The sequence below is a fragment of the Bengtsoniella intestinalis genome, assembly GCF_039719005.1.
GTDB classification, from domain to species: domain Bacteria; phylum Bacillota; class Clostridia; order Oscillospirales; family Oscillospiraceae; genus Oscillibacter; species Oscillibacter intestinalis.
In genome coordinates this window covers 3,814,788-3,827,159 of sequence record NZ_CP133584.1, presented here as the reverse complement: position 1 = coordinate 3,827,159, position 12,372 = coordinate 3,814,788, and the positions used below count along the sequence as shown (strand labels likewise).

General features: G+C 47.1%; 14 protein-coding genes and 1 pseudogene. 13 read left to right on the top strand and 2 right to left on the bottom strand.

Going from position 1 to position 12,372, the window contains the following annotated elements; translation table 11 throughout:
- Nucleotides 1–122 precede the first annotated feature (122 nt).
- On the top strand, nucleotides 123–344 hold the full coding sequence (locus RFF05_RS18350) for a hypothetical protein (protein ID WP_409968431.1): 222 nt from the start codon (nucleotides 123–125) through the stop codon (nucleotides 342–344).
- Nucleotides 341–1,258 (top strand): hypothetical protein, encoded by a 918-nt coding sequence (locus RFF05_RS18345; RefSeq protein WP_409968430.1) that lies wholly within the window; start codon nucleotides 341–343, stop codon nucleotides 1,256–1,258. Before RFF05_RS18350 ends, RFF05_RS18345 begins: the two co-directional genes overlap by 4 nt.
- Here the strand turns inward: RFF05_RS18345 and RFF05_RS18340 are convergent.
- A pseudogene (locus RFF05_RS18340) lies at nucleotides 1,224–2,195 on the bottom strand (IS3 family transposase); the annotation flags it as partial. The gene RFF05_RS18345 and the pseudogene RFF05_RS18340 sit on opposite strands and share 35 nt — an antisense overlap.
- Nucleotides 2,196–2,243: 48 nt before the next feature.
- Nucleotides 2,244–2,570 (bottom strand): transposase, encoded by a 327-nt coding sequence (locus tag RFF05_RS18335; RefSeq protein ID WP_409967432.1) that lies wholly within the window; start codon nucleotides 2,568–2,570, stop codon nucleotides 2,244–2,246.
- 61 nt (nucleotides 2,571–2,631) lie between these two features.
- On the opposite strand from RFF05_RS18335, the gene RFF05_RS18330 reads away from it, so the two are divergent.
- From RFF05_RS18330 to RFF05_RS18280, 11 genes are all read left to right on the top strand, one after another.
- A complete protein-coding gene (locus RFF05_RS18330; protein ID WP_409968429.1) occupies nucleotides 2,632–2,862 on the top strand; it encodes a hypothetical protein in 231 nt (76 codons plus the stop codon).
- A gap of 201 nt (nucleotides 2,863–3,063) precedes the next feature.
- Nucleotides 3,064–4,056, top strand: a complete 993-nt coding sequence (locus RFF05_RS18325) for a hypothetical protein (RefSeq protein ID WP_409968428.1) — start codon at nucleotides 3,064–3,066, stop codon at nucleotides 4,054–4,056.
- 48 nt (nucleotides 4,057–4,104) lie between these two features.
- On the top strand, nucleotides 4,105–4,275 hold the full coding sequence (locus RFF05_RS18320; RefSeq protein WP_409968427.1) for a hypothetical protein: 171 nt from the start codon (nucleotides 4,105–4,107) through the stop codon (nucleotides 4,273–4,275).
- Nucleotides 4,276–4,307: 32 nt separating this feature from the next.
- Nucleotides 4,308–5,480 carry a hypothetical protein gene (locus RFF05_RS18315; RefSeq protein WP_409968426.1) on the top strand — a complete coding sequence of 391 codons (1,173 nt, stop codon included), beginning with the start codon at nucleotides 4,308–4,310 and terminating at the stop codon, nucleotides 5,478–5,480.
- A 16-nt stretch (nucleotides 5,481–5,496) separates the two neighbouring features.
- Nucleotides 5,497–6,021, top strand: coding sequence for a hypothetical protein (locus RFF05_RS18310; RefSeq protein ID WP_409968425.1), 525 nt, complete (start codon nucleotides 5,497–5,499; stop codon nucleotides 6,019–6,021).
- 27 nt (nucleotides 6,022–6,048) lie between these two features.
- Nucleotides 6,049–6,528 carry an LURP-one-related/scramblase family protein gene (locus tag RFF05_RS18305; RefSeq protein WP_409968424.1) on the top strand — a complete coding sequence of 160 codons (480 nt, stop codon included), beginning with the start codon at nucleotides 6,049–6,051 and terminating at the stop codon, nucleotides 6,526–6,528.
- 649 nt (nucleotides 6,529–7,177) lie between these two features.
- A complete protein-coding gene (locus RFF05_RS18300) occupies nucleotides 7,178–7,708 on the top strand; it encodes an RNA polymerase sigma factor (protein WP_409968423.1) in 531 nt (176 codons plus the stop codon).
- Nucleotides 7,683–8,963 (top strand): DUF4367 domain-containing protein, encoded by a 1,281-nt coding sequence (locus tag RFF05_RS18295; protein WP_409968422.1) that lies wholly within the window; start codon nucleotides 7,683–7,685, stop codon nucleotides 8,961–8,963. Before RFF05_RS18300 ends, RFF05_RS18295 begins: the two co-directional genes overlap by 26 nt.
- A gap of 146 nt (nucleotides 8,964–9,109) precedes the next feature.
- On the top strand, nucleotides 9,110–9,466 hold the full coding sequence (locus RFF05_RS18290) for a BlaI/MecI/CopY family transcriptional regulator (protein WP_409968421.1): 357 nt from the start codon (nucleotides 9,110–9,112) through the stop codon (nucleotides 9,464–9,466).
- A 1-nt stretch (nucleotide 9,467) separates the two neighbouring features.
- Complete coding sequence (locus RFF05_RS18285; RefSeq protein WP_409968420.1) at nucleotides 9,468–10,748, top strand: M56 family metallopeptidase; 1,281 nt, start codon at nucleotides 9,468–9,470, stop codon at nucleotides 10,746–10,748.
- 97 nt (nucleotides 10,749–10,845) lie between these two features.
- The gene (locus tag RFF05_RS18280) at nucleotides 10,846–12,216 is read left to right on the top strand and encodes an IS4 family transposase (protein ID WP_409966964.1); all 1,371 of its coding nucleotides are present in this window, start codon (nucleotides 10,846–10,848) and stop codon (nucleotides 12,214–12,216) included.
- The last annotated feature ends 156 nt before the right edge of the window (nucleotides 12,217–12,372 follow it).

Here is a 12,372-nt window from a genome sequence, read left to right as displayed (position 1 = left end):
TTGCATCAGCTCATCGGTATTGCTTGGCATTGGAATTGCTTTTTTAAATCATAGGAGGATATGATTATGTGGCTATTATTCGGAATCATCGCCATCATCGCGGCCTTTTGTAATTGGGCTGTGTGGCGAAAGGGAGAAATCCAGAGATTTTTCGGTTTATCAGTCTCTCCGCCACTGCCCTCACCGTCTGCGCATTTCATCAGCAGAATACAAACTGGGTAATGAAAGAGGATTGGAGCGCATTGATGGACTGTACAGGTATTTCCACCGCCCTGTGGGTGCTGGTGGTGGCATCCATTGTCATCAACGGTGTGACGTTGTTTGCAGAAAGAAAAAAGCCATGAAAAAATCAAACAAGAAACGACTTATTACAGGGCTGATACTACTGGCACTCTGCTTTGGATTGTATCAGTTGTTTGGCAATCCTATGGTGTATATCAACAACCAAAAACTGTCCCTTGCCGTTAGTAGCATAGAGAGTGAAACCGTATCTCTTAACGACCTCATCCCCTTTGATTGGGATCGGGCATACAGCCCAGGCCCCTATACCAGCAGGGAGGAAATTGCAGCGGTCATCGGCTTTGACAGCCCCTCCATTCGAGACAACCAAAACAGTGAGGGCATGAGCCATGTGCTATTTATGAAGGGCAATCGAGTGGTGGCCTGCGTGATTGGGCATCCTGCCTTGGTGGGGTATCGTTTCAGTTTTTCAGAGATAGTCACTTATGAAGATGATATACAGCTGAATGTAGAACAGGGTGAGCACTGGATAGAGCTTTGCACGGGAGGGCGTATGAAAAAGTACAAATGGTTGATGATTTTCGGTATCGCTGTCATCGTCTGCACAGTATTGTGGTCGCAGGCGCATGACACACAAAGCGTAATGGAAAAGTTTGTGCTAGAGCACCGAGATGATTTAGAAGAAATTGCGTTAGAACACCTGTCGGGCGAAAGTCTCGTGGGCGCCTACGGAGCTGCCAATATAGATGGTGTCTATCAAGGTGATCATCAGGCAATTGTGCAGTTTCTATACAAGGCCACTGGATTTGCACCGTCGGCCAAGTATTATGGATTTTACTATGCCCAGCAGAATGAGCCAGTAGCATTTCAAAATACCTCGGTCTCTCTTACCGAAACAGATTCCGACACATGGCAGTGGAGCGACGGTACCGATAATGGTGGGATCTATAATGGTCCCCCTGTCAAGACCACTTCCTCAAAATTTATCGTGAACACAACAACCTATTTTGCTTCCTGAGCCAAGCCTGGTTGTGGTTACCTCCAGGGTAGCCGCCCGAAGGGTTGCCTTGACCGACTGGGTCAGGCTGGTACAATGGGAAAGGCGAGGGGAACGGCCTCCGCCTACAACCCACGACCTCCCGTCGCCACCAGTCCTCAACCAGCCTGTGCCAGACTGTCAAGGTGGTTGGCGGCGTTGTGAAGGCTGCCCCATACACGGCCTCTGGAGTCTGATTTCCCAGTGCTTGATGGGGTCTGAAGGTGTTGTACTGCTTGATATAATTTCCAATTCCACGGCGCAATACCCTAGGATTTTGATACTCGTTGAGGTAAATTTCCTCGGTTTTCAGGCTACGGAACCACCGCTCAATCATGATATTATCCGCCCAACGGGACTTACCATCCATGCTTTGGACAATGTGATTTGCCTTCAAAAACCCCTTATATTGGGAGCTTGTGAACTGACATCCTTGGTCAGAATTGAGAAAAGCGGGGGTGCCGTGGCTAGAAATTGCGCGCTGGACAGCGGCGATGACGTTATCTGTGTCCAGCGTATCGGACAGACTCCAGCCCACAATCAGACGGCTATACCAGTCGATAATCGCCGTCAAATACATGTGCCCGTGGTGCATTTTGATGTAAGTGATGTCGATTGACCACACTTGATTCGGGAACGAGACAACCTTATTTCTCAGCAAATATGGTACGATAGACTCTTTAAAGTTGCGTTTTGAGAGATTTGCCTTGGGATAGAGAGCATGAATTCCCATCTCGCACATCAGTCGCCTAACCAGCTTGCGACCCACAAAAATCTGGTCGGTGGCCAGCTTGGTCACCAGCTTTCGAGAGCCGATGTAGGGCATTTGGGTGTGCCAGTAGTCGATGCGTGCCATGATGTGCTCCCGCCAGCGCTTGGCCTCCTGGTCGACCTCCACAGGCTGGTAGTAGACCTGCCCTCGGGCAGACCCAGCAGCTCACATTGACGGCGGATGGACAGGTCTGCGTCAGTCCTGAGGGAACTTGGGGACGGGGATGCCGCAGTCCCGAAAGGCACCCTGAATAAAGTCTCGCTCCAGTGTCAATTGGCCGATGGTGCGGAGCATCTGCTCCTTCTCTTTTTTCAGGGCAACCTCCTTCCGATGTGCTTCTTTGACCTGCTTTTTCTCATCGAAAACCTGACTGGCATTGGATATAAATTCCTTCTTCCAGTTGCGAATCATGTTGGGATTAACCCCCTGCTCGGCAGCGATAACGTTTAATTCCTTCTCACCCTGGAGGACTTCTAGGACGATCTTGGCCTTATATTCGGCGCTGTAACTGCTTCGTGGCATGATATGTTCTCCTCTCGTTTATCGTTTTTGATATTGTATCACGTTCACGATAATTTTTCGAGTGCTGGTTTGGTTTCTAGGGTCCATTATATCTCCCATTGGCCGCCAATATCAATCCACTGGTTATATGTTTGGATGCACGATTGATGAAAATCATATCGATGTTATTAAAGATAAAGATTTCACGGTGACATTTGTTTTTGCGGATAAAGAAATTACTTATTCCGGTTTGGAGCTTGGTATTTTAGAACCGCAAGAAAACCTTAAATATATGCCAGAAGAAATGCAATAAAAACGATTAACACTGGTAGTTTCAAAAGGTAAAGAACCCTGCCCCCAGCCACGACACATGATATCGTGGTTGGGGGTCTAACGTCTTACGTCAATGTCCACGGTCTGTCTTGGCTAATTCTATGGGAATATAACATAATGGGAACATTTTCCTCATTTCTGCGTCTAAATAGGTATCAACCTATTTAGGGAGGGATTTTCAATGAAAAAACGACTTGCGATTTTGCTATCTCTGGCCATGATTGCCACTCTCACCGCCTGTAGTGACAGCTTTGGGTCACTGGAAAGAGTCACTGTCAGCACTGATTACCCTGCTGCTTTGATGGTGGACGGTTCGGTTTATTTCAAAGGCATGGAAACTGTGGATGTGGGCGATGCACTACCAGACGGCCACACCACTAAAATTGACGATTACCCAGACCAAGACGGAGAATGTAACTTTGGCGACAATCTTGCGTATGTGTTGATTGATGATGACGTGGCGATACAGGTTGGAAACCAGTGGTACCTCTGCTCCCCACGGATTTCCTTTGTAGAGGAGACCGCCATTGTGGTGGCAATGGACTACGGATTGATGGTGGTGGGTGACACCGTGGGGCTCAGCTCTGTGCATACAGGTGATTTGGAGTTACCAGAGGATCTATCTGTGGGTGACACTGTTACAATCCGATGGGATGGTATGCTACTGGAGAGCTACCCTGGTGGTATGGCCAACGTGTACGGTGTGAATGTGGAGGAACAAGGCAACGACATTCTGGGGGCTTATCGGGCGGCCTTCGCCTATCTCCAAGAGACCGACAGTGGTTTAGACAGCGATGTGGAGAAAATTGTGCTGGATTTGCAAGCCACCTCTAACCACTTGACCACCGCAGAAAAAGAAGCCCTCACCTATCTGATTGCCTGTGATTCTGGCATGTTTGACAGCGTGTATCAATCCACCTTTGAGGACTTGGTGGAAAGCGGTGATATTGTGGATGATGGCTTCGCCAGCTTTGAAAAGGGCGTACTCTATACCTTTGCCCAGACTGATTCCAGTGCTGATGGTTTTACCTTTGATATGGAAAAATTCCGTAGTTCTCTAGGTGCCTATGGGGTGCAGGACTGTGAAGTGATGTTTGATAATGACGGCAATTTCACCCTGACCACAGGGGGGAGTGGATTTCTTGAAAATCCTTGTGTTTTGATGAAGTTGTGATAAAATGATGTATATATAGATTGTCTGTAATAACAGTGAGGTGAAATAATGGAAGAAAATCGAACAACAATTGTCAATAAAACAGTAAAAAAGGGGATTTCATTTGGCAGCGTTTTAGCTATGGTAATAAGCTATACAACGTGGGAATCAATTGGCTGGGCAATATTCCATGGTTTGCTAAGTTGGATTTATGTTATTTACTTTATGCTTGCACATTAAAGACAATGATATCACAGAAAGAGAGAACGCCCATGCACACAAAAATCACCGTTGTCCCTGTGTCTATGTACGACGTGGCTGGCCTAGAAGCATGGCTCAGCGACCAAGCCAGTCTAGGTCTGCGCCCCACCCATTTGGGCAGCATTTGCACCTTTAAGAAAGACGCTGTAGAGGGTGCACGGTATTGTCTGCGATTTAAAGGAAAGGGCGAGCCAGAACCTACCATAGACGGTTGGCACTATGCCTTGAATTTGGGGCTTTTGTATCAAGTTTATACCACCACCGACCCCCATATTCCGCCCCTGCCCAAGGACTTGGCACCTTTGGTAAAGCGGGTGAAAAAAGCCCAAAAGTGGAATGTGCTATTTCCTATTTTCATCGGTCTTTGCTTTTTGTTTCCTGTGTTTTACACCAGCAAATTCGATGCACAGCCTGACCTACTCCAAAATTTCAACCGTTTGCTGTTTATGCTCACCAGCACAGAGTTGTTTCTCTTTTTGGTGGCATTTCTCTGGATGAAACTGCCAGAAGGACGGGAAATGAAGGCCTTTTTAGTGGATTACAAAGCCAGCCAAGAGGGACAATCCTTCGCCCCTTGGCCTAAGAAGAAATTCTATAGTCGCAACAATTGGATACAGCTTTGCGGCATCCCCATTTTGTTAGTGCTACTGATTCTAGGACGGCTTGACTTCAAAACACCACTCAGCGAATTTCACAAGCCCTATGTAAATTTAGAAACTTTGGAACAGGTGGAGCTGGCCACCTATCAGGAGCATTTCGGAGCAGAGTACAGTCGCAACTTTGAGCCAGATTACGCCCAGACCCACTATTCCATCTTGGCCACCTCCTATTATGAAGTGGTGCAAGAGGGCTATGAGGGCACTGGCAACACCTATACAGGCAGTCGTGGGGAGGGCGTGGTGTATACCCCAGAACTGGACATGACCCGCCTGACCCTCACCGTGCCACCTCTCAGTCGTTGGGTGGCGGAAAACCTACTGGATAGCTATCGCCTTGTGAATCTCCAATGGCACTATGAGGATGTAACCTACGGCGATTTAGACTTTGTGATTTTAGCCACCACCGCCGATCCCAACTGGCAAATGGCGGCCTTGGGTCATGGCGGAACGGTGGCGGTATTCCGCTACGGCGGCGAGATGCAACTAGGCGACCATTTGGATTTGCTGGCAGAAATGGTGGAGTAAACAAGGAGAAAATTACATGAAAAAACAACTAAAATACGCAATCTACCTCTGCGGATTTGCCCTGTGCGTGATGGGATTTCTGAACCAATATTCCTTCTCATCCACCATCAGCCAAACCATTCCTGTTACGGTGTATATGGATGGCATAGCGGTGGAAGAAACCACCGTCACCATGGAGGGCAAGCGCACCAATTATGCTTTGCATGACAACGAACGCTACACAGGCACCTTCGCCATTGACTCCATGGAATGGACAACCCGTGACACCCAGTCAGTGCGGATTGCTTGGGGCGGCGATTATGGGCATTTACAAACCATACAATATTGGGACTGGCCATTCTCCGAGGAAGAAGATATCGAATACTACCTGCTCATCAGCGACGACATGACCCAGTTTGGTCTACAACGTACCGATGGGGCCTTCATCGCCACTTCCCCAGAGGTGTTGGCCTTGATGGAGAAGCATTTTGCACTCAACAACGCTGGTGGCGCCAGTGTCAGTGATGTACAGTTAATCCCACCCTTAGAGGAATTGCAATAAATAACCACACAGAAAAGGAGACACCCCATGACACTTTACATCAAACAAAAAATCTTCTCCCTCGGCGACAAGTACGATATTTTGGATGCCAACCAGAAGCCTGTCTATAAAGCTTGGGGTGAAATCTTCACCTTGGGCAATAAAATCCACCTCTGCGATATGCAGGAGCGTGAAGTCATGTTCCTGAAACAGCGGCTCATGACCTTCCTCCCTGCCTTTGAAATCTATCAGGGGGACAACCTCTTTGCCACTGTCAGCAAGGAGTTTACCTTTTTCAAGAAGAAAATCAACGTGGACAGTAGTTATGGTTCCTTCGTCATTGACGGAAACTTCTGGGATCACGAGTACACCATCACCTGCGACGGCAAGCTGTTTGGTACTGTCTCCAAAGAGTGGCTCACTTGGGGCGATGTCTACGCCCTACATATCAACACCGAAGAACATAGCGAATTTTTTGTGGCGCTGGTGCTGGCCATTGATTGTATCTTGGAGGGGGAGAAGAACTAACAAATGCATATGCGTGACAGGTGTACCGATATCGTATAAAACAGCAAGGAGTATTTTATGAATGAGTTCTTTGGCTTATGGAACGTCCTAATCCATTCCATTGCATCCTATGACTTTGCATCGAACCTATGGCATCTCTTCGTCTTTTTTATCATACCCCTTGTGGTTATCTTTGTACTGATTTGGCGTAAACGGCGCCTACTCTGGACAGCACCGCTCCTATCTTTACTTTGTAATACGCTTTGCTATCTGTTCATGAGCCCTGACATTCTAACATATCAAGAATCTCGCGCCATGTTTTTCATGATTGTTGTTCCACTGCACCTTGTTACCGCAGGCGTGTTAACAGCAATCGCCTATGGGGTGATGATTCTCATACAAAAATTATCTAATCACTAAGAAAAGTCAAAAACCTAGCCCAAGACAAATTGAGCGACCACACCCAAGTGTCTCGCCAGACCATCTCCAAGAGCAACTATTTTGGATGGTAGCTCAAAAACGCCCTCGGTCCTCCGATTGCATTGGATGACTGAGGTCGTTTGTTTTACATTGGTGATAAAATATAAAAATATCCTGTCAGAAACTGCTACGCTCATTCGTATGATAAGTAAGCGCTTAAATCACACAGATAGACAAAGGAGGATTGATTGTGGATTCATTGACCCTAGATGACCAACAAAAACTGTCGCTACTCTACAATTTGCACGAACAGCGACTGTACCATATTGCATTTTCCGTCTTGCAAGACGTTGCACAGGCGGAGGATGTGACCCAAGACTGCTTTGTCAAAATCGCAGGGATGCTTTCTCAAATTGAAGATTGCAACAGTGACAAAACCAAATTCTTGTGCATGCGTATGGCGAAAAATCTGGCCATTGACCGCTATCGGAAACAGAATCGACAATGTAGTTTCGGGGAAGAACTGGCCATATTGCCTGCCAAGGAAAACGTCGAACAACATACATTACAAAAGCATCTGCTACAATTTTTGCTCTCTGGACTGGATACACCTAGCCGAGAAATCATCAAATTACGATGCTTTTACGACCTATCATACAAAGAAATCGCCAGTCGCCTTGCCATTGGAGAAGATGCCGCTATGAAGCGATTTCAACGAGCCAAGGAGAAAGTCAAACAGTTGAAAGGAGCATACGATGATGAACCAATATCCCGACCATGACTCCATCTTGCAAATCGTGGGTGAAAGCCTTGTAGAGCAGGAGTCTGCTCCTGTTCACACCTTCTCCCATGGGTACGAAACCAAGAAAAAGGAGCTTTTGCAGACCATGACAAAATCATCCAGAAAAAGAAGACCCATCAAGCGGATGGTGACGCTGATTGCCGCCGCATTGGCACTGACCACCCTCACCGCCTTTGCCTATAGCTTTTTATTCCAACCAGAAGGCACCAGAACCCCATCCACAGGGGACTATGCCTACGACAATAACATCCAATCCTTTGTAGATGTGTATGCCGCCCAAGCCAAGATCTCTGTGCCTACACGCTACACAGAAAATGAAGATGGCAAATATCATTACACCGCCCCCGATGGCACAGAGTACGGCATTTCCGTCAGGGTGGAAACCATGTACAACCCCTTATTTGCAACCCACGCAAGTGAGGTGGAAACCTTGGATATCAACGGCATCCCAGGTGAATTGATTGCCAAAAACGGGTCGCAATATTGCAACATTCTAAACCTGTTTTATGAAAATAGTGGCCATGTGGTAACCATTTACACCACAGAGGACGTGACCAGACAAGAACTGTTAGACATGGCAGAGGGTGTGGAGCTGACCATTGATTACGACACTGTTTGGTATACGGCGGAAGATTACCAACGTGACCAAGCCGAAGCCGAAACTGCTACCCCACCCCAAATGAATGTAGTGCCATTGGGCACCCAAATGGTGATGGATACAGTTGGATACACAGTGGAGGAAATCCGCCTGCTAGACACCTTGCCCACAGATTTGAGCGAGGATGCGTTCGCCACTCGTAGCGAAGATGCCATTGCACCATACATGGACGAAACAGGTGGACTCAAGCCATTTGAGCGTGTTCTGTCTATCTGGGATGAGGACACGGCACAGCTTGTCACCACCCGTGAAACGGTGGATTTGAAAATCGTAGAAGTTCTTTTGACAGTGGAAAATCTGGATAACACCGCCATCACGGAAGTGGCTGTTTGTCCTCGGTTGAGCTATGGGGATGAAAGTCTTTGGGCTGACTCAGCTGTGCAAGCCGATGATTTGCCCTTCTATTTTGACCAGTCGGATTACGTTGGCACTAGCCAGTTCTATTTCATGGACATGGCACAGGGCGAAACCACCCAAGTGCGCCTGCTGTTCGCCTTGGCACAAGACAGAGTGAACGATGGATATGTAACTTTTGGCATGGATAGCGATACCCGTTATGACGTGAAAATCGGATAAATGAGAACGCCCCCAACCACAACGGCGCTATCGTGGTGGGGGCTATTTGCAGCGTTCATTCTATCGTGAATTTCCCTCTTGACAAAATCAGAGTACATGTGTATTCTATTATAAAGAGTACAGCTGTACCCAAAGGAGGAACAATCATGTCTATTCAAATTTCTGATAGTGAGCTATCCATTATGAAAGTGCTGTGGAAGGAGGCACCTTTGCCGTCTAGCGAGATTGCAAAGCGTATGGATGGCAATGTATCCACGCTGAAAACCATGCTGAAACGGCTTTTGGCCAAGGGCGCCATTGGTGCCACCCCTGTGGATAGGCGGAGCTATCTTTATACACCACTGGTAAAGCAGGCCGACTACACCGCCCAGAGTCGCCGCCACTTTGTGGATAAGGTGTTTGACGGCTCCAGTCAGGCCATGCTGATGAACTTTGTCATGGAGGAAGAAGTCACGTTAGACGATTTGCAGTCGCTGATAAACCTGCTCAAGGAGGGAAAATAATATGGATTTATGGATTTTGGAACATATCGCTCCCATCTTCTATACCCTGTTGGAGCTATCTCTCGCCGCCGTCTGCATTGGGTTGGGGGTACTGCTCCTGCGGAAGTTGTTGGACAAGAAAATCCCGCCCATCTGGAAGAATGCCCTGTGGCTCTTGATGCTGGTGGCATTGGTGATGCCCTTCCGTCCCACCAGCTCTACGGCGGTCATTCCCACCACGGAGGTGGACTTCCGCCAGCAGGGAATTCAGCTGGTGGTTGAGGTGGCAGAGGCCAGCACGGAATCTGGCACCTCTGGTCGTGTGCCAGCCGAAACGGTGGCGCAAGTAGAGACCTATGAAACCATGTCCTTGATATTTGAAGTCATGGTGCCAGTGCTATGGCTACTGGGCATGGGGGTCATGCTACTCATTCTGCTATTCAGTCGCATTCGCTTCTCTGGCTTTCTCATGGCCTGCAAAGGGGATAGCTCCGAGCTAGACTCCTTGCTGGAGGAGTGCAAAGGGCAATTAGGCGTGACCCAAAGGGTGGCGCTCTATCAGCAATCCTACCTCAAAAGCCCAGCTCTCTACGGCCTTTTCCGCCCCACCATCCTCCTGCCTGACTATGTGGAGGCGCTATCCGAGGACAGCTTGCGCTACATCCTGCTCCACGAGTTATCCCACCTAAAACACCATGATTTGTGGAAGAATACCGCTCTATTGACGCTCCAGGTGGTTTACTGGTTCAATCCCCTGATCTGGGTACTGTTCCGCTTTATCCGTCAGGATATGGAGCTGCTTAACGACAGCCGAGTGCTGAAAACCCTAGACAAAGAGGAGGAAACCCCCTACGCCATGTCCCTCATTGAAGTGCTGGGACACGCCAACAAACTGCCCTTGGCACCTCAGATGCTCTGCATGGTGGACAACAAGGAGAACACCAAGAGGAGGATTCAAATGATACAACTAGGCGAGGTGTTCAAAAAACATAAACTCATCATTGCCGTGGGCTGTCTGGCGGTAATTGGTGTGCTGTCAGCACTGTTTTTGACGGCAAAGCCGTCCATTGATTGGATGGCAGAATTCACTATAGATGATGTGTCAAGTATGGAGATTGTCACCTATGCGTCAGGTTCCACGCACATTGCAAAACAACCAACCCAAGAAGAAAAAGCTGCCGTGGTGACATTGTGCAACGCATTTTATGGCACGGAAACTCAATGGGAAGCCTTCCCAAACGAGGAAGAACTACGTGTCACCATTCATTCAACTGGAGTGCTCACACATACCCAATGTCATTAAGATAAGCCTGGGTGCTACAAGAAAAACACCCAGAACCTTTTAAAAAAAGCTTGACAATTACAAAAAAATGTGCGGTCGCCTTCATTGACCAAAGTCAATGAAGGCGACCCTTGTTATTGAGCATAACGCTGATAACAAAGGAGATGCACACATGACATTCACAACAAAAAACATAAAAAGAACACTAAAAAAATCCATAAAAGCCCTTTCGCAAAACGCTGTAAAATATGCTGAAAATCCAGAAAAAGACTTCACCCGAAATAGGAAGTTACCATTTGAAAAAGTAATTGAAACAACCTTATCTCTCACAGGAAAAACACTATATGGGGAATTATCCGAACAATTCGGCATACATTCATCCTCACCTACAGTATCCGCTTTTGTGCAACAACGAAACAAAATCAAATCAACTGCCTTCGAGGATTTATTCCACCAATTTGTTGCCGAAACAAACCAACCCATCACCCACCGTGGCTACCGCCTTTTGGCTGTGGATGGCTCTAGTTTGCACGTTCCCACCAACCCAAAGGAAGTGGATTCTTACCATCAAAAGGCCAATGACTCCAAGCCTTTTAACCTTTTGCACCTCAACGCCATGTACGATATTTTGCGCAAAACCTACGTGGATGCAACGGTTGAAAAGGGTGAAAACAAGGCCTTTGCCACCATGGTGGCACGTAATCAATCAAAAGTACCCACCATTTACATTGCTGATAGAGGCTACGAATCGTACAATAATTTCGCTCATGTGCAAGAAAGAGGGCAAAAATTCCTTGTCAGAGTGAAGGATTCTGCTTCACGCAACGGTATTTGTCACGGATTATCTTTGCCTGTTGGTGAGGAGTTTGACGTTTCACTGACGCTACACATTTCACGCAAGCAAACAGCGCAAGCCAAAAATCAAAACCTGAAATTTATCGCCCATAGTTCACCATTTGATTTTTTACCCTGCAAAACAAAGAAAAATGAAAAAATCGAGCCATATCCGTTACATATTCGCCTCGTTTGCTTTAAACTTTCTGAAAATTCTTACGAAACGGTTGCCACAAATTTGGATAAAAGTGAATTTGATTCTGCTGCCCTCAAGGATTTGTACGCCAAGCGATGGGGTATCGAAACGTCCTTCCGCTCTTTGAAATTCACCGTCGGATTGCTGTATTTTCACAGCAAAAAGACGAAGCTTCTTCTTCAAGAAATCTTCGCCAAGTTGATTATATACAATTTTACACAGTTGATAACCTCGTGCATTGCTGTAAAAAAAGTTACCAGAAAGCGGGTTTATCAAATAAATTTCGCTGTTGCCACTCAAATTTGTCGTAAATTCTTTGGGAAGAATGTACCCGTCGCCGAAGTTGAAGCCTGCATCGCAAAAAACCTAACACCCATGCGAAATTTGCCCTCAAACCCACGCAAGCGACGCAACACGAACCCCAGAACCGACACCTCTTTTTTCTATCGCTTGGCGTAATGCCACGTTATAAGGACAAGCAAGCAGATTGAAAAATCTGCTTGCTTGTCCTGCGCATTTTTAGATTCCGATGATTTTTTATTAGCTGTTCTTGCGTTTCAATAGCTTAACTTAATGACATTGCACACATACCCTTATCCTTTATGTGAAAGAGGC